13 protein-coding genes and 5 pseudogenes are annotated in these 16,558 nt (G+C 67.4%); 5 read left to right on the forward strand and 13 right to left on the reverse strand.

What is annotated here, in order from left to right; genetic code table 11:
* Positions 1-44: 44 nt before the first annotated feature.
* From traE to HV742_RS12190, 6 genes are all read right to left on the reverse strand, one after another.
* Positions 45-611, reverse strand: coding sequence for a type IV conjugative transfer system protein TraE (traE, locus tag HV742_RS12165; protein WP_175145301.1), 567 nt, complete (start codon positions 609-611; stop codon positions 45-47).
* A 94-nt stretch (positions 612-705) separates the two neighbouring features.
* Positions 706-1,005 carry a type IV conjugative transfer system protein TraL gene (gene traL / locus HV742_RS12170; RefSeq protein ID WP_042330495.1) on the reverse strand — a complete coding sequence of 100 codons (300 nt, stop codon included), beginning with the start codon at positions 1,003-1,005 and terminating at the stop codon, positions 706-708.
* Between the two features lie 28 nt (positions 1,006-1,033).
* Entirely contained in the window at positions 1,034-1,384 is a 351-nt protein-coding gene (locus HV742_RS12175) for a hypothetical protein (RefSeq protein WP_175145303.1), read from the reverse strand.
* 140 nt (positions 1,385-1,524) lie between these two features.
* Positions 1,525-2,205, reverse strand: a complete 681-nt coding sequence (locus HV742_RS12180; RefSeq protein WP_175145305.1) for an OmpA family protein — start codon at positions 2,203-2,205, stop codon at positions 1,525-1,527.
* Positions 2,202-2,741 (reverse strand): lytic transglycosylase domain-containing protein, encoded by a 540-nt coding sequence (locus tag HV742_RS12185; RefSeq protein ID WP_175145307.1) that lies wholly within the window; start codon positions 2,739-2,741, stop codon positions 2,202-2,204. The genes HV742_RS12180 and HV742_RS12185 overlap by 4 nt, the downstream gene beginning before the upstream one ends.
* Positions 2,742-2,934: 193 nt before the next feature.
* Positions 2,935-3,435, reverse strand: a complete 501-nt coding sequence (locus HV742_RS12190; protein ID WP_175145309.1) for a hypothetical protein — start codon at positions 3,433-3,435, stop codon at positions 2,935-2,937.
* Positions 3,436-3,552: 117 nt separating this feature from the next.
* On the opposite strand from HV742_RS12190, the pseudogene HV742_RS12195 reads away from it, so the two are divergent.
* The 4 genes and pseudogenes from HV742_RS12195 to HV742_RS32070 form a co-directional block, all read left to right on the forward strand.
* A pseudogene (locus HV742_RS12195) lies at positions 3,553-4,130 on the forward strand (IS481 family transposase); the annotation flags it as partial.
* On the forward strand, positions 4,127-4,750 hold the full coding sequence (locus HV742_RS12200) for an ExeA family protein (protein WP_254601083.1): 624 nt from the start codon (positions 4,127-4,129) through the stop codon (positions 4,748-4,750). The pseudogene HV742_RS12195 and the gene HV742_RS12200, both read left to right, overlap by 4 nt.
* Positions 4,751-4,802: 52 nt before the next feature.
* A complete protein-coding gene (locus HV742_RS32265; RefSeq protein WP_254601085.1) occupies positions 4,803-4,967 on the forward strand; it encodes a hypothetical protein in 165 nt (54 codons plus the stop codon).
* Positions 4,968-5,026: 59 nt separating this feature from the next.
* Complete coding sequence (locus HV742_RS32070) at positions 5,027-5,293, forward strand: hypothetical protein (RefSeq protein WP_217482377.1); 267 nt, start codon at positions 5,027-5,029, stop codon at positions 5,291-5,293.
* 339 nt (positions 5,294-5,632) lie between these two features.
* Here HV742_RS32070 and HV742_RS12210 read toward each other — a convergent pair.
* Both HV742_RS12210 and HV742_RS12215 read right to left on the reverse strand, forming a co-directional pair.
* Positions 5,633-5,875 (reverse strand): annotated as a pseudogene (locus HV742_RS12210) (transposase); the annotation flags it as partial.
* 40 nt (positions 5,876-5,915) lie between these two features.
* Positions 5,916-7,259: a DUF3422 family protein gene (locus HV742_RS12215; RefSeq protein WP_175145311.1), complete on the reverse strand. Its 1,344-nt coding sequence runs from the start codon at positions 7,257-7,259 to the stop codon at positions 5,916-5,918.
* 459 nt (positions 7,260-7,718) lie between these two features.
* On the opposite strand from HV742_RS12215, the pseudogene HV742_RS32510 reads away from it, so the two are divergent.
* Positions 7,719-7,925: pseudogene (locus HV742_RS32510) on the forward strand (IS630-like element ISCARN39 family transposase); the annotation flags it as partial.
* Positions 7,926-7,949: 24 nt separating this feature from the next.
* Here HV742_RS32510 and ppc read toward each other — a convergent pair.
* The 5 genes and pseudogenes from ppc to HV742_RS12245 all read right to left on the reverse strand — a co-directional run bounded on the left by ppc (position 7,950) and on the right by HV742_RS12245 (position 16,519).
* Positions 7,950-12,956: a phosphoenolpyruvate carboxylase gene (gene ppc, locus HV742_RS12225; protein WP_217482378.1), complete on the reverse strand. Its 5,007-nt coding sequence runs from the start codon at positions 12,954-12,956 to the stop codon at positions 7,950-7,952.
* Complete coding sequence (locus HV742_RS12230; protein ID WP_175145312.1) at positions 12,953-13,828, reverse strand: phosphoribulokinase; 876 nt, start codon at positions 13,826-13,828, stop codon at positions 12,953-12,955. The genes ppc and HV742_RS12230 overlap by 4 nt, the downstream gene beginning before the upstream one ends.
* Before the next feature lie 24 nt (positions 13,829-13,852).
* Positions 13,853-14,952: pseudogene (locus HV742_RS12235) on the reverse strand (class 1 fructose-bisphosphatase).
* 365 nt (positions 14,953-15,317) lie between these two features.
* Positions 15,318-15,452: pseudogene (locus tag HV742_RS12240) on the reverse strand (IS5/IS1182 family transposase); the annotation flags it as partial.
* Positions 15,453-15,595: 143 nt separating this feature from the next.
* The gene (locus HV742_RS12245) at positions 15,596-16,519 is read right to left on the reverse strand and encodes a LysR family transcriptional regulator (RefSeq protein WP_175145314.1); all 924 of its coding nucleotides are present in this window, start codon (positions 16,517-16,519) and stop codon (positions 15,596-15,598) included.
* Positions 16,520-16,558 lie beyond the last annotated feature (39 nt).

A 16,558-nucleotide genomic window follows, 5' to 3' on the forward strand; every position in this document is an offset into this window, starting at 1 on the left:
GAAGCACAAGGACGAACCGATGCGGGGATCGGGCTTGGGTTGGTTCAGTTGCCGGCATTGGGCACCTCCTTGAAACTCTTCAAATGCATGCGCGCACCGGCGTAGCTGAACTCGACCCGGTAGGCCTTGAGGTCGTTGGCGGTCTCGAAGCCGTTGACCAGGGTGCGCAGGCGCCCGCGGATGACGATGCTCTGGCCTTCTTCGCTGGGTACGAGCTGCTGGGGGGCGAACACGGTGGCGGCGTTGATGCGCTTCAAGCGTTCGGCCTCCACTTCCTGCCGCGTCTTGAGCGGGCCGTACTGGTCGGGTTCGACGTAGCCGAGCAGGATGTCCTTTTTCCAGTCGATCGAGGCCGGCGTCACGTCGAGCACCAGCCAGGCGATGAAACTGCCCATCTGCTCGAGGTATTCGTTGCTGGCCTGGTCGCGGGTGACCCAGAAGGTTTTGTTGAGCGAGGGCGGCACGACCACGGTGCGCACCGTCCCGAGCAGGTTGAGGATCACTACCAGGGCGAGGATCTGCCCGGCAGCGAGCACGCCGACCGCCAGGCCCAGCCCGCGATTGCGGCGTCGCATCTCCTTGATGTCGCCGTTGAGCCGTTCGAAGTCCATGGTCAGTGCCCGCCCGGCCGCCCGAAGGGCACTGAACGCCCCCTTGGGGGGCAGCGAACGAAGTGAGCGTGGGGGTTCATATTTATCTCCCGGCTCAGCCGACCATGCGGCGGATGTGCGACGGCGGCGTGGCGCGCATGGCGGTCATCGGACTGGCGGGCAGGTGCCAGTACAGCCAGTGGATGGCGAAGGCCGGGTGCTTGTCCGCCTTGAGGCGCGAAATCCAGCGCGAGACGAAGATGCCCATCGCCATGCAGACGGCGAAGGACAGCCTGCTGCCGGACAGATAGCCGACGAAGAACATGAACAGGATCGGCGCGGCGACATCGACATCCCAGAAGCCGATCTTCCACTGGTCATCGAGACGCCGCGGGATATAGGTGTCCGCTTGCATGGCGGTCTCCTGGGTGTCGATGCTGGCGTCAGACGACCGCGCCCATGATCGCGCCGGCGATCACGAGACCCACGGCGGCGAAGATGGCGAGGCCCACGTAGAAGAGGACCGGGCCGAAGTTGCGTAGCGCGGAGAGCGAGATGAGCGCGACCACGAAACCGACGAATCCGACCAGGGCCTTGATGCCCGGTCCAAGCGCGGCGATCTGGGTCAGGGCCGAGGTGAGCGGCCCGGTGATGCCGGTGAAGGCGACGAGGTCCAGGGCGTAGCCGGGAAAAGCGGTGCCGAGGCCGACGACGATCGTCGCCAACAGCACCGCGACGGTCATCGGCTTGCGCGTGGCGACGCGGGGGGAAGAAACAAGCACTGCAGTGTTCATGAAAACCTCCGGGCATGGGTGGAGCGTTGAAAGGGGGATAGAGGTAGGAAGGCCGGTGGGCGGACGGATGCGCCTGCGGGTGGGAGCGCGAGTGCTCGACGGGTGAAGGACTGGGAGGTGAGCGGGCGACCGGCGCGGCGTCATGGCAGATCCTCCTCGCTCATCTGAAAGACCACCTCGGCCCGCCGGTTCTGCGTGCGCCCGGCCACGGTGTCGTTCGAAGCGATGAAGCAGCACGCCCCTCGCGCCTGCAGCGTCAGCGTGGCGGCCAGCGTCGGATGGGTCTTGCGGAGATGGTCGCGAACCGCGAGGGCGCGGGCGAGGGCCAGCGATTCATTGAAGGCCAACGGTCCGGTACTGTCGGTGCGGCCGATGATCGTGATGCGGCGCACGTGGAGCAGGTTGCCCATGGCCGCATTCAGTTGGGAGCGCGCGGCGGAGCTCAGCTTGGCGCTGCCCAGGCCGAACTGCACGATGACCGTGCGCGAGCTTTCCGCCTCCGTCACAGGGTCTTGCGCCAAAGGTGCAGGGGCGATGGATTCGGCCGGGGTGACTGCGGCTTCGCGCGTGATCGGCTGGCTGGGCGCCTCCGGCGCGAGTGTCTTGGGTGTGCGGGTGGGGCATGCCGGGGGCACGCACTGCGCGAAGTGGGCCCGGCGGCCGAAGTCGAGTTGGGCCAACTGCGCAGGCGTCGCCGCGTGCATTCCCGATGTGGGATCGGCCGGTACCGGCGTGCGGAACAGGCTGCACGACGATGCGAGGGCTGTACAACTGGCGACGAGACCGAGCGCAGCGACACGGCGCAGGAGGTGAGCTGTCATGGCGAGACCCTCACTGACATCAGGGCGGGAATCGTGGTCGCCGTCACTACCAAGTGTTTGCCCAACTGCGCGCTGCGTTGTGCGGGTAACTGGCGGTACACCCGCCAGGCGTATCGGGCGCGGGCCTCGATGCAGTCCTTGCCCTTGAGTTGCGAACAGGCCGCGTTGTAGGCGCCGACGGCATCCCACGTTGCCCCCCGCCGAGAAAAGCTGTCGGCCAGCAGCCAGGCGCCGACCCGGATGTTGGTGCACGGATCAAAGAGATCGGCTTCCTTGATGCCGTGGCGCGACAGGGTCCGCAGATGGCCGCTGTTGATCTGCATGAGCCCGATGTCGTAGGACCCGGTGCGCTGGAGGTGCGAGCGGTTGACCGCCTGGGGGTTCAGGTTCGACTCGACCCGGGCAATGGCATAGAGCAGGTCGGCCGAAATGCCGTAGCGCTGGGCCGCCTCCTCCCAGCAGGCCCGTGCCCAGGTGGGCGCGGTCGCCAGGACGGCCAAGGCAGCCAAGCCAGCAAAGTGCAGCGGCAGACGCATGAGTCACCTCTCCAACGAAACCGGAACGACCCGCCGGTGGGCGGGTAACGAGGTCAGGGCCGTCGGCGAGGGTGCAGACGGTCAGGGTCGGGTTCGGGTTGGTCCGGCGTCTAGCCGGGCAAGGTGACGGTGAGCGAGCGGGTCAGAAGCGGGTGGATGCCAGTCAGGGGCAACAGTTGAGGCGATGCAAGCCTCAGCCGGGTGGTACATCCCGCCCGCGATGGGAACGTTCGGCCATATTGCGGCGTGCCTGTCGCAGGATGCCGGCGCCAGAGCCATCCGCTGCCCGGCACAGGGCGACGCAGGCCGTGGTCAACTGGTCGAGTTGGAATTTGGGGTTGGGGTGCCGGTTGGCGGGCGAACGCTGCAGGTCCAGCAGCAACTGGTACTGGTGTCGCCACATCGATTCGCGGCGGCGCGGTGTCTCGGGTGGGCGGAGAACGAGTTCGGTCCCGAGAAACCGGAAGATGCTAGCGGCGGCATCCGGATGCGTAAAGACCAGCGAGACGCTGGCGCTGATGAGATCGGGAAAGCGGAAGGTCGGCGACACATTGTCTTCGCTGCGCAGCAGACGGTAGAGCCAGTCGTGCTCCTCGAGCCACAGGCGCGTCTCGATGACATCGTGAGCATCGCTCTCCTCCGCGGCGGGCGATGCGATGTTGTGCTGGTGAGTCGTCGGTGTGGCGGTGAACATGGCGCTGACCTCGATTTGGTGGCTGCGAAGTGCCTCTGTGAGTGTATGGCCGAAAGGATAGGTGTCGGGGGCCTCGGCGTCTCCTGGGAATGAGTGCCTTATGAGGGGGATATCGGCATCGAGGGGCGCTTGATGCCGATGATCGAGGGCGAGTCTGCCCTTACGCTCAAGCAGCTCAACCAGGCGACCCAGGCCTGGGTCGAACAGGAGTATCACCGCACGCGGCACAGCGAACTCGACGCCACGCCGCTCGAACGCTATCTCGCCGGCCCCAACGTGCGGCGCGACTGCCCCGACACGACGCTGCTCGCCGACGCCTTCCGCATCGAAGCGCCTCGCCGGCTGCGCCGCTCGGACGGCACCGTGGGCCTCAAAGGCCGGCGCTTCGAGATCCCGTCCCGCTACCACCATCTGGCCGTGGTGCATCTGCGCTACGCCCGCTGGGATCTCGCCCGGGTCGATCTGGTCGATCCCCGCACGGGCGTCATCCTGTGCCCCATCCGGCCGCTCGACAAATCCGCCAATGCCAACGCCCAACGGCGGCCCCGCGCGCCGGCGGCGATCGACCTGTCGCCCTTGCCCCCCACGGGGATGGCGCCGCTGCTCTCCCAGTTGCTCGCCGACTCGCCGCCACCGGCGTACCGCCGGCCTATCTGCCCACCCCTGAACCGCTCGCCAACGAGGAGGCCGCATGAACCCGAACCTGCTCGCCCTCTACGGGCTGAAGTGGCATCCGTTCTCGACCGAGGTGCCGCTCGAGGCGATCTTTGTACCGCCGCGGGTGGAGCACTTCTGCTGGCGCATCGAGCAGGGGCTGATCCGCGAAGGCGGTTTCGCCATGATCCACGGCGATCCGGGCACCGGCAAAAGCGTGGCGATGCGCCTGCTGGCCGAGCGCCTGGCGCGGCTGCCCGACGTCACCGTCGGGGCGATCAACCCCCCACAGAGCAATCTGGCCGACTTCTACCGTGAAATTGGCGATATCTTCGGCGTGCCGTTGCGGCCGCACAACCGCTGGGGCGGCTTCAAGGCCCTGCGCGAGGCCTGGTTGGCCCATCTCGAGACGACACACCGGCGCGCCGTGCTGCTCATCGACGAAGCCCAGGAGATGAGCCCGGCGGTGCTCTCGGAGTTGCGCCTGATGGCCAGCGCCCGCTTCGACTCGCAGTCGCTGCAGTGCGTGGTGATCGCCGGCGATGCACGCCTGCCCGACAAGCTGCGCCGCGAAGAGCTGATCCCGCTGGGCTCACGCATCTGCACCCGGCTCGCCACCGAGCCGGCCAGCCGCGATGAGCAGCCTGCCTGCAGCACCTGATGGCCGCGGCCGGCAACGCCAGCCTGATGAGTCCCGCGCTCATGCACACGCTGTGCGATCACGCTTCGGCAACTACCGCATCCTCACCACCCTGGCCGCCGAGCTGCTCGCCGTCGCCGCCCAGCGCGAGCTGCCGCAACTGGACGAGAAGCTCTATCTCGAGGTCTTTGCCCCGCCTGAAACCGCCACCCCGCTGCGCGCCGCTGCCCGCCGCTGATGCAAACCCAGCACCTTCCCGCGCCCCTGTCCTGGCCGCAACTCCCCGACGAGGCCGCCGTGACGCTGCACGCCTGCCTCAACGACTTCCTGATGCTGTTCGAGTCGCATTACTTCGGCCAGATCGAGCGCTTCTACCACGCACGAACGAGCACGCGAAAACCTCATGCAACCCAACTTCGTACAGCCGGACCTGTTCCGATCGGCCGACCCCGACGAACCGCCGTTCTGACTCCGAAACCTCACCATGGAAACGCCGCCGGTGCTGAACATCCGGCGGCGTTTCCGATTCAGCCGATCGCCTCTGCAGACCATCACACTATGTGACCATCGGAACATCAAATCGGGGGACCACACTCAGGTAGCGACGCCGCGATCGTCGCCCCGTCGATCGTCGATGCGCTCGCCACCGACCCGATCATGACCCCCCAGCGCGACCTAGCGTCAGATTTTTCGCTGGCAGGACTGATCTTCTGCGGAGCTCTCAGCGCCCTCGCTGCGCTCATCATCGCAAGACGGATGGCGTACCGCAGGCAAGTCGCAGAGTGGAAGGGAGTTAGCCGCCGCGGCTGACTAATCGACCGCATTCGTCGGTTTGCGGTATCTGCAATTTTCTTTCGAAACAGGCTCAGCGCCATTTATCGCGCAATTCAGTGCCAATTATCGCGCGCCGCTACACTTGCGGCTGGAGAAGGTCCCAGTGGCGTAGCCGTAAATCAGCAACGCCAGCAGCATTGCCGGATGATAGGCGTCGCTGCCCTTGCCCGCATACGCCCGCTCCATGGCAGACAGATCCAACTGCTCGACGACGTCCACCACGTACCGCGCCAGATGCGCTTCCGGCAGCCACTCCTGCACCGAGGGCGGCAACAGAAAGTCCGTGTCTCGATCTATCGGGTGGAACGCCATCGCAGCAGATTCCCTCTGTTCCTCTGGCTATGAATATCGCCTATCTCTGTGAGAGCCCGACAGGCTGCCAGGCCTCGCCCTCTTCGGCGGCGAGCTTCTTGCGCATTTGCCGCGTGCCCCAGGCGACGACGCCTGCGATGAGCGGGATCGAGAGCGCGGTGATCACGTCGGTATTGAGGTGGTGCAGATCCTTGGTGCTCTTGGCGAGGTATTGCACCAGTTGCGAGCCGTAATAGGTTAGGACGACGACCGACAGGCACTCGACGGTTTTCTGCAGGCGCAGCTGCAGGCGGGTTCGCTGGTTCATGTGGCCGAGCAGTTCCTGTTTCTGGCGTTCCAGTTCGATGTCGACGCGGGTGCGCAGCAACTGGCTATTACGGGCGACGCGGGCGGAGAGTTCCTCCTGACGGCGGCTGATCGCCTCGCAGGTGTTCATCGCCGGCTGCAGGCGGCGCTGCATGAATTCGTAGAAGGTCGGCAGGCCGGAAATGCGCGTCTCGCGCAGTTCCTCTATGCGCTGCATGACCAGCCCGTGGTAGGCGCGCGCGGCGCCGAAGCGGAAGGTCGTGCGGGCGACCGAATGCTCGACCTCGGCGGCCAACGTGGAAAGTGAGGAGAGCACCTCGCGTTCGTCCTCCGCCGACCGCGCCTGGCCGATGCGGTCCATCAGCCCGGCGAGTTGCTTCTCGCCGCGGTAGAGCCAGCGGCCGACCTCCCTGGCCACGGGCAGACCGAGCAGGGCCATCATGCGGTAGGTCTCGATTTCGACCAGGCGCTGCACGGTGCGGCCGGTCTGGCGCTGGGTCATGCCGGCGTTGAGGACGAGGAAGCGCGAGAAGCCGTTTTCGATCTTGAAGTCGGTGAAGATCCAGGCCGTTTCGTCCGCCACCCGGGCGGCTGCGGCGACCATCGTGCGCCCGCTCGGCGACAGGCTGGAGAGCACCGATTCCGGGCTGATTTCCTCGGTCGACCGTAACTCGACGTGGGTCGCCACCATCAGCTTGCCGGGGATGGCCCCAAGCCAGTCGGGACGCACGGCGTCGAAGACGGTGGCGTCCGGGTGCAATTCTTCGCCCGGGGCGAGCGGGCGGAAGAAGGTGTAGCTTGAGAATTCGGTGTGCAGCTCCCAGCGCATGCGGAAGGCGTCGGTTTCCAGCGTCATGTGGGAATCCGAGCTCTCGATGGAGCTGCAGACATGCCCTTGGCAGAGCAGCGCCAGGTTGTCGCGCTCAGCCTGCGCCGTCGTCGCGCTGTGCTTGAAGACCAGGTGCGAGACGAGCATCGCCCCGACCAGCGGAATCGGCGGCCGGGCGTGGAATTCGTTGTTCAGGCGCTGGCGGAGCGGGTGCTCCTCCAGTCCGGCGAGCGTGAAGCGGGGATGCATGGTCGGGGTGGCGGCTTGCGGTTGGCGCGAATGACTTTTTGGAGAAGCGGGGTATCCGGATGAGTGCGGCGATGAGAAAGAGTGCAGAGATTCATCCTCTTACGTAAATAGGCCACGGCTGTAGGTTTGGCTGCCGAACGGCTCATGTGGCCACGTCTGCGAACCGAAAACGCCAGAATTGTAGGAAATTTGTAACTAACCGCACTCATCCGGATACCCCGCTTGGAGAATGTCATTGGCCTTGGCAGTCCAGACGAAGGGTTTCGGGTTTTGATTATGCACAGCGATGTACTCGTCGATGGCGGTGATCAATACTGCGAGCGCGCCAGTTTTGACAGTTCGACTCGCTCTTCGTTAGTCAACATGATTTCGGGGGCAACACGCATTTCAGGCATCCGCAAAATACGACCACTCAAGGATGCAACACTACACTAGTGAGAAGGCCGAACCATCGTCTTCATCGACGAATCCGGACTGAGCGAGCGGCCGAGTGTTGCGCGGACCTGGAGCCTGCGCGGACAAACGCCGGTTCTGCAACACAGCTTCACCTGGAAGCAACTTTCGGCCATCGCCGGACTGTCGTTCTGGCAGTTCTACTTCCGTTTCTTTCCGGGAGCGATTCGCTCGGAACAGATCATCGAGTTTCTGGAGGCGCTTCGGCCCCAGATCACGCAGCCAGAATTAAGCCCGTTACCCACTATTGCGCAGGCCGGCGGCGATGCCGTTGATGGTCAGGTGGATGCCCCGCCGCAGGCGCTCGTCGGCCTCGGGGCCCGCGGCGCGCAGGCGCTGGAGAAGCTCCACCTGGAGGTGGTTCAGCGGATCAATGTAGGGGAAGCGCTTGCGCACCGAACGCTGCAGAAGGGGGGTGTCGGCGAGGAATTCGGTCTGGCCGGTGATGGCCAGTAGCGCCTGCCGGGTGCGCCGCCACTCGGCGCCAAGGGCCCCGAAGACCCGCTCGCGCAGGGCCGCATCGCCCACCAACTCGGCGTAACGGGCGGCGATGGCGAGGTCGGTCTTGGCGAGCACCATGTCGATGTTGGAGACGAGGCTGCGGAAAAAGGGCCAGGCGGCGGCCATCCGTTGCAACACGGGGAGCCCCTCGGGATTGGCCGCGAGCCAGTCGGCCACCGCGCTGCCGAAGCCGTACCAGCCGGGGAGCATCACCCGGCACTGGGCCCAGGAGAAGACCCAGGGAATCGCGCGCAGGTCCTCGATGCGCTCCGACGCGCTGCGGGACGCCGGCCGCGAGCCGATGTTCAGCGCTGCGATCTCTTCCACCGGAGTGGCCTCCCGGAAGTAGCGGACGAAACCCGGCGTCTCGTAGACCAGCTCGCGATATGCCCGATAGGCGTGGGCAGAGAGGGCGTCGAGCACCGGGTGGAAGTCGACCGCCTGGGCATCCTCCCCGGCGGGAGAGCCGAGGCTTGCCTCCAGGGTGGCGGCCAGCAGAATCTCCAGGTGGCTGCGGCCCACCTCCGGGTGGCCGTACTTGGCGGCGATCACCTCGCCCTGCTCGGTGATGCGGATCTGGCCGTCCACCGCTCCCGCCGGCTGGGCGAGGATCGCCTGGTACGCCGGCCCGCCGCCGCGCCCCACGGAACCGCCACGACCGTGGAAGAGGCGCAGGCGGACCCCGTGCCGGCGGCAGACCTCCCCCAGGGCGATCTCGGCCCGGTAGAGCTCCCAGTGGGCGGTGAGGAAGCCGCCGTCCTTGTTGCTGTCGGAGTAGCCCAGCATCACCTCCTGCTCGTTCCTTCGGGCGGCGAGGAGGGCCTTCCAGGTGGGCAGGGCGAAGAGGCGGTCCATGACCTCCCCGGCGCGGCGCAGGTCGGCGATGGTCTCGAAGAGGGGCACCAGATTCACCGCCAGGCCCCCGGCCGCGGGATCGAGGAGCCCCGCCTCCTTGCAGAGGAGCGCCACTTCCAGGAGGTCCGAGACTCCTTCGCTCTTCGAGACGATGCAGTTCTGCACCACCGCGCTCCCGCAGCGTCGCTGGGCGTTGCGGGCGGCGAAGAAGATCGCCAACTCCCCGGTGGTCTCCGCGGAGTACTCGATGTAGGGGGAGTAAAGGCGCCGCGGATCGGCGAGCTCCGCGCTGAGCAGCGCGATGCGCGCCTCCTCGGGAAGCGCCGGATAGTCGGCGCAGACCCCGGCGCGGTGCAAGAGCTCGGCGATGCTGCGCCCGTGCACCTCGGCGTTCTGCCGCAAGTCCAGGGGTGCGAGATGGAAGCCGAAGACCTCGGCGGCGCGGATCAGGTGGCGCAGGCGGGCCTCGGCGAGGAGGCCCGCGCCGCAGCCGGTGAGGGAGTCGGCGAGGACGGTGAGGTCGGCGGTGAACTCGGTGGCGCTGGCGTAGGGGAGGGGTGTGCCGGGCGGGGGGCTGGCGGCTGTGTTTGCCAGGTCGGGAATCGTCTCGCCAGTACGCGCTTCCCCGATCCGCGCCGCAGTTGCCGCGAGGCGCCGGTCGATGCCCCGCAGGGCGCGCCGATAGGGCTCGTCGGCTCGCTGCGGCGAGGCATCGCCGGAACGGTCGGCCAGCGCCTTAAGCGCCGCGGAGCCCGCCACTAGGAGCTCCGAGAGGCAGAGGTCCCCGGCCAGGGCCTGCACCTCCTCCCGGTAGTGGGCGAGGACCGCCGCCACCTGCAGGCCCACTGCCTGGTCGAGGACGGCGGCGGTGACGTAGGGATTGCCATCCCGGTCGCCGCCAATCCAGCTGCCCACCCGGTAAAACGGCGGGAGCGGCCAGGAGCCCCCGAAGCGCGCGGCGAGGAGATCCTCGAGCTGGCCGTAGAGGCGCGGCAGCTCAGGGAGGAAGGTGCGCCGCTGGTAGCTGATGCCGTTCTTCACCTCGTCGAGCACCGTCAGGCGGGCCGGGCGCAGGAGGCGGGTGCGCCACAGGGCAAGCACTTGCCGGGCCAGTTCCCGGGCGTCTTCCGCCTGTTCCTCGGGGGTGAGGCGCAGGCGATCGCGGCGGTCGAGGAGGGCGGCGACGCGCGCTAGGCTGCGCTGCACCGCCTGCCGGCGGACCTCCGTCGGGTGGGCGGTGATCACCGGGGAGACCAGGGCGCCGGCGAAAAAGCGGCGCAGGGCCTCCGGCCCGGCCGTAGGACCTTGCAGGGCGTGGCCCAGGGAGCCCGGGGAAAGGGCCGCCCCGGCCATGGTGCGGGCCCGACGAAGGCGGAGGTGGTGCTGGTCCTCGGCGATGTTGGCGAGCTGCAGGAAGGTGCCGAAGGCGCGCACCACGGCGAGGATGGTCTGCGGGTCCAGTTCGGCGAGGACGCCGGCCAGCGCGTCCGTTGCCGCTGGCGCCCCCTGGGCGCCGCCAACGATGGCCCCCGGGTCGCCGTTAACGATGGCCCCATGGGTGGCATCCGCCAGAGGGCCCTGGGGGCCGCCCACCGCCGTGCGGCGGATCCGCTCCACGGCGGCGAAGACGGCCTCGCCCTCCTGGGCGCGCACCGTCTCGCCGAGGACCTGTCCGAGGAGGCGGATGTCGGCGAAGAGGGCGGCATCCGCCTGGTCCTCCTCGGCCTCCGCTGGACGCTCCCGGCGACGTCCCCGGTGCTGAAGGCCTTCGCGGTGCTCCGGAGTGTCCCAGGAAGGACGGTGATCGGCGCCCCCCACCTCAGAGCTCCCGGCCCGGCGCAGAACCTCCCGCACCTTCCCGGCCAGCGCCTCGGCGGTAAGCCCGAAGCGGCGGAAGAGGGCCTCCGCCGGCGCCGAGGCGCCGAAGGAGTCGATCCCCAGGACGTCGCCCCCCGGCCCCACGTACTTCCACCACAGCCCGCTATGGGCCGCCTCCACCGCCACCGCCGGCAGCCCCGGGGGCAGCACGCTCTTCCGGTAGGCCGCGTCCTGGCGGTCGAAGGCCGCGGTACAGGGCATCGACACCACCCGCACCCGCAGGCCGTCGAGGGCCAGGAGGTCCCGGGCGGCGAGGGCGAGGGCGACCTCCGAGCCGCTGGCGATGATCGCCGCCTGGTTGGTCACCCCGCCTTCGCGCAGCACGTAGCCGCCGCGGGCGATGGTCGCCGGGGCCACCTCGTGGCTTACCGCGGGCAGGTTCTGCCGCGACAGGGCGAGGACGCTCGGTCCCTCCCGGCGGCCGATGGCGGAAGTCCACGCCACCGCCGTCTCGCAGGCATCGGCGGGACGCCAGACGTCCAGGTTGGGGATCAGGCGGAGCGAAGCCAGGTGTTCCACCGGCTGGTGGGTCGGCCCGTCCTCCCCCAGGCCGATGGAATCGTGGGTGTAGACCATCACCTGGCGCTGGCCCATGAGGGCCGCCATGCGGATCGCGTTGCGGGCGTAGTCGGAGAAGACCAGGAAGGTGGCGGTGTAGGGGATGAAGCCGCCGTGCAGGGCGAGCCCGTTGGCGATCGCCGTCATGGCGAACTCGCGCACCCCGTAGAAGAGGTAGTTCCCCGCAGGAGCGGCGGCGGACACCCCCTTGCTGCCCTTCACCAGGGTCAGGTTGGAGTGGGCGAGGTCGGCGGAACCGCCCAGCAGCTCGGGGAGCGCGGGCACCAGGGTGGCCAGGGCGTTCTGGCTCGCCTTGCGGGAGGCCACGGTCTCCGCCTTGGCGGCGGTCTCCCGGTGCAAGGCGGCGGCCACCGCCGGCCAGGATTCCGGGAGCTTGCCCCGCATGCGGCGCAGGAACTCGGCGGCGAGTGCCGGGTAGCCCGCCTGGTAGGCGGCGAAGCGGGTCGTCCAGCGGGCCTCTGCCTGGGCGCCGGCGGCGCGCCGGTCCCAGGCCGCGCGCACCTCATCGGGCACTTCGAAGGGGGCGTGGTGCCAGGCGAGGGCCGCGCGGCTCGCGGCGATTTCCGCCTCCCCGAGGGGCGCGCCGTGCACATCGGCGGTCCCCGCCTTGGCAGGCGAGCCCTGGCCGATCACCGTCTTGCAGCAGATCAGGGTCGGCCGCCCGTCGGCACGCCGCGCCTGGGCCTGGGCGGCCAGCAGCGCCTCTTCGATGGCCGCCGTGTCGTGGCCATCGACGTCCGGGATCACGTGCCAGCCGTAGGCTTCGAAGCGCTTCGGGGTGTCGTCGGTGAACCACCCTTGCACCTTCCCGTCGATGGAGATCCCGTTGTCGTCGTAGAAGGCGATCAGCTTGGAAAGCCCCAGGGTGCCTGCGAGGGAGCAGGCCTCGTGGGAGACCCCTTCCATCAGGCAGCCGTCCCCGACGAAGACGTAGGTGTAGTGGTCGACGATGGCGTGTCCCGGGCGGTTGTAGGTCGCCGCCAGAACCTTCTCGGCGATGGCCATGCCCACCGCGTTGGCGAGCCCCTGGCCCAGGGGCCCGGTGGTGGTCTCCACCCCCGGCGTGTGGCCCACCTCGGGGTGCCCCGGGGTCTTCGAGTCGAGCTGGCGGAAGGCCTTCAAGTCGTCGATGGAGATCGCGTAGCCGGTCAGATGCAGCAGCGCGTAGAGGAGCATCGAGCCGTGGCCGTTACTCAGCACGAAGCGGTCGCGGTCGACCCACGCGGGGTTGCCCGGGTTGTGCTTCAAGTGCCGCCGCCAGAGGACCTCGGCGATGTCCGCCATGCCCATGGGCATCCCCGGATGCCCCGACTTCGCCGCCTGCACGGCGTCCATGGCCAGGGCGCGCAGGACGGCGGTCAGCGGCCGCCCCACCACCGGGCCGGAGTGAGCCTCCGCGCCCTCCAGAACCCCATCATTAACGACTTTCACTGCGTCCTCCTTTTGCGATCCACCAGGTTGAGAATCATCGGCGTGAAGATGAACTGCACGGCGAGCGGCATCTTCCCCCCCGGCACCACCAGGGTGTTGGCGCGGGACATGAACGAGTCGTGGAGCATCGCGAGGAGGTAGGAGAAGTCGATCCCCCGCGGGTTGGCGAAGCGGATCACCAGGAAGGACTCGTCGGGGGTGGGGATGTCCCGGGCGATGAAGGGGTTCGAGGTATCCACCATGGGCACCCGCTGGAAGTTCACATGGGTGCGAGCGAACTGGGGGACGATGTAGTTCACGTAGTCCGGCATGCGCCGGAGGATGGTGTCCACCACGGCTTCCGTGGAGTAGCCGCGGGTCGCCTTGTCCCGGTGCAGCTTCTGGATCCACTCCAGGTTGATGGTGGGCACCACGCCGATCAAAAGGTCGGCGTGGTGCGCCACGTCCTCCGTCTCGGTGACCACCGCCCCGTGGAGGCACTCGTAGAAGAGGAGGTCGGTCTCCGCGGGCAGTTCCTCCCAGGGGGTGAAGGTTCCCGGCTCCTGCCCGGAGGGTGCCGCCTCCTCGGCGTCGTGGAGGTACTTGCGCACCTTCCCCCGCCCCGACTCGCCGTAGTTTTGGAAGAGCTTTGCCAACTCGTCGAAGAGGTTGGCGTCTGGGCCGAAGTGGCTGAAGTGGGGGTTGCCGGCGGCGGCGGCCCGCTGCATGGCCTCGCGCATCGCCAGCCGGTCGTAGCGGTGGAAGGAGTCGCCCTCGACGATGGCCGGCTTCACGCCCTCGCGGCGGAAGATGTTCTCGAAGGTTTTCTTGACGGTGGTGGTGCCGGCCCCCGAAGAGACGGTGATGGCGATGATGGGATGGGCGCTGGACATGATGGGGTTCCTCGCAAACGAGCGTCAGACGAACTGGGAAAACAGGCCGCGTTTGTGGAAGAGGGGGGAGCGGAAGGGGTGGTCGGTGCCCGCGTCGTGCCCCTGGTGGAGGCGCTCGATGTGGTCGACCTCCTCCCGGGAGCCGAAGATCAGGGGCACCCGCTGGTGCAGCCCGGAAGGCGGTACCTCGAGCACCCGCCCGCGGCCGGTGCTGCAGGCGCCGCCCGCCTGCTCGATGACGAAGCCGATGGGGTTCGCCTCGTAGAGGAGCCGGAGCCGCCCGGGCTTTTTGGGGGCCTTGCTATCCCGGGGATAGAGGAAGACCCCGCCGCGGGTCAGGATGCGGTGGGTCTCCGCCACCAGGGAGGCGATCCGGCGCATGTTGAAGTCCTTGCCCCGGGGCCCGCCGCGACCGGCCAGGCACTCGTCCACGTAGCGCTTCACCGGCGGCTTCCAGAATCGGGTGTTGGAGGTGTTGATGGCGAACTCCTGGGTCGCCGCGGGGATGCGCAGCATTGGATGGGTGAGGATGAACTCGCCGACATCCCGGTCGAGGGTGAAGCCGTGGGTGCCCTGACCGGTGGTGAGCACCAGCATGGTCGCCGGCCCGTAGAGGGCGTAACCGGCGCAGACCTGCCCGGCGCCCGCCTGCAGGAAGTGTTCGAGGGTCGGCGGCACCTCCGGATCGGGCGAGCGCAGCACCGAGAAGATGGCGCCCACCGAGATGTTGGCGTCGATGTTGGAAGAGCCGTCCAGGGGATCGAAGACCAGCAGGTACTTGCCTCGCGGGAAGGCCGCGGGGATCGGGTAGATCGTGTCCATCTCCTCGGAGGCGAGGGCGACTAGGTGGCCACCCCTCTCGGTGGCGTGGACGAGGATCGCGTTGCTGATCACGTCGAGCTTCTTCTGCACCTCGCCCTGAACGTTCTCGTGCTCCGCCGAGCCGAGCACGCCCGCCAGGGCGCCGCGGCTGGCCGCGGTGGCGATCACCTTGCAGGCGGTGGCGATCACGTTGAGCAGTCCGGAAACTCCCCGGTGGCCGCCGGGTGGGCGCGCTGGGACTGGATGATGAACTGGGTCAGGGTGATGCCGGTGGGGGTTATGACCCTCTCCTCGTCGGGGATCGTCGGTGTGGCAAAGGTGGCCGCTTGGCCGGAGTTCCAGAAAAACCCCCTCCGCTACAGCGGAGGGGGTGAAGGCACTTGCCGAGGAGAGTCGATGCAAGTGCGAGGGAGACCGGGCCAAGGGACTACCGTGCAAGGCACTATCGGGACGACAGCTTAGATGGAGGCAATGCTTAAAACAATTTGTAAATACTTTATCGGCAGTTTAGTTTGTCTTAATCAACCCGGCGCCCGGGCGCCATGGCGGAATCGACGGGGCCAAAACAAAGCCCCCGAGTTGCCGAAGGCAGTCGGGGGCGGGAGGCGGCCACAGGGGCGGAGGTTGTCGGCGTTTCAGCTTGTTAGCGAAATCGGTTCAGCTTGTCGGCGTAGAACGCTTTCAGGTCCTGCCGCTCCACGTACGCCCATACCCGTCGCGCCCGGTGCCCTTCCGGCAACACCGATTCCAGATCGCTCGCGCGAAACTCCAACTGGTTTCGGTTCGGCAACAGCACTCGGGCTCGTAACGTCATGGCCTTGGTCGGCCGACTTGCAACGGCTCGATTATACCACTGGCATTGCTGGTACTTTCACGGGCTCTCTGCGGAAGCGGCTGCGGCGACGTGCGAGGGTTGGTCATGTCGGATCGGCGACGTCGCTGTCGTCAGGACGCGTCGTGGCTCATCATCGCAGCAAGATGAGACTCGCCGTGCTCGAGCACGAAGTAGCGGAATGCCTCGGCCGCCGGCGACAACTGCTTGGCCGCAATGTTCACCACGTTCCACCGCCGCTCCAAGGGCAGGCCTTCAACATGAGGTACGGCGATCAGGCCGTTGGACCACTCCAGCGCGATCGTGTGCAGCGACAGAAGACTGACGCCCATGCCGGCCATTACCGCCTGCTTGATTGCCTCGTTGCTAGGCATCTCCATGACGAACGTGGGCTGAATTCGGTGCGCATCCAGGTACTTCTGAAGCGCCTCCCGGGTTCCCGAATCGGGTTCGCGCACGATGAACGGCTCGTTGGCGAGCGCCACCGCGGGCACAGCTTCGGCGCGCGCGAAGCGATGCTGTGGCGACACCACCAGCACATGCGGGTGCGACGCGAACGGTTCCGCTCGAGTGGGGGGATACTGTGGCGGCCGACCCATGATGCAGAGGTCCACATCGTTGCCCTGCATCATCACGCCAAGCTTTTCCCGACTAGCCAGGCGCAGGCGCACGTCCACGGTAGGATGCTCGGCGTGGAACTTCGCCAGCAACTGCGGCAGGAAGTAGCTGGCGGCACCCACCATCCCGATCGTCAGTCGGCCGGACTCCAGGCGCTTGAAACGGGCCATCATATCCTCGGCGTCCTTCAGCGTCGCCAACAGCCGGCGCGCATAGACGAGGAAGTACTCCCCAGTCGTGGTCAGCGTCATGCGCCGGCCCGCGCGATCGAACAAGGTCAGCCCGACCTGCCGCTCGGCTTCCTTGATTTGCAGCGAAACGGCTGGCGCCGTCAGGTGTAGAGCCTCGGCGGCACGGATCACGCTCGAGTAACGAGCGACCTCACTGACAACCCTGAGTTGCCTGAAGGTGATCTGCATGATTTAGCAAAAGGTAAACGAAAACGAAAGAATATCAAA

This window comes from Achromobacter ruhlandii (assembly GCF_902859695.1).
In the GTDB taxonomy this organism is placed as follows: Bacteria; Pseudomonadota; Gammaproteobacteria; order Burkholderiales; family Burkholderiaceae_B; genus Achromobacter; species Achromobacter ruhlandii.

Excerpts from the sequence above, each read along its gene's own strand:
- HV742_RS12190 (WP_175145309.1), bottom strand. The coding sequence starts at position 3,435 with ATGTTCACCGCCACACCGACGACTCACCAGCACAACATCGCATCGCCC.
- traL (WP_042330495.1), bottom strand. The coding sequence starts at position 1,005 with ATGCAAGCGGACACCTATATCCCGCGGCGTCTCGATGACCAGTGGAAG.
- traE (WP_175145301.1), bottom strand. The coding sequence starts at position 611 with ATGGACTTCGAACGGCTCAACGGCGACATCAAGGAGATGCGACGCCGC.
- HV742_RS12245 (WP_175145314.1), bottom strand. The coding sequence starts at position 16,519 with ATGCAGATCACCTTCAGGCAACTCAGGGTTGTCAGTGAGGTCGCTCGT.
- HV742_RS12185 (WP_175145307.1), bottom strand. The coding sequence starts at position 2,741 with ATGCGTCTGCCGCTGCACTTTGCTGGCTTGGCTGCCTTGGCCGTCCTG.
- HV742_RS12175 (WP_175145303.1), bottom strand. The coding sequence starts at position 1,384 with ATGAACACTGCAGTGCTTGTTTCTTCCCCCCGCGTCGCCACGCGCAAG.
- HV742_RS12180 (WP_175145305.1), bottom strand. The coding sequence starts at position 2,205 with ATGACAGCTCACCTCCTGCGCCGTGTCGCTGCGCTCGGTCTCGTCGCC.
- HV742_RS12215 (WP_175145311.1), bottom strand. The coding sequence starts at position 7,259 with ATGCATCCCCGCTTCACGCTCGCCGGACTGGAGGAGCACCCGCTCCGC.
- HV742_RS12200 (WP_254601083.1), top strand. The coding sequence starts at position 4,127 with ATGAACCCGAACCTGCTCGCCCTCTACGGGCTGAAGTGGCATCCGTTC.
- HV742_RS12230 (WP_175145312.1), bottom strand. The coding sequence starts at position 13,828 with ATGTCCAGCGCCCATCCCATCATCGCCATCACCGTCTCTTCGGGGGCC.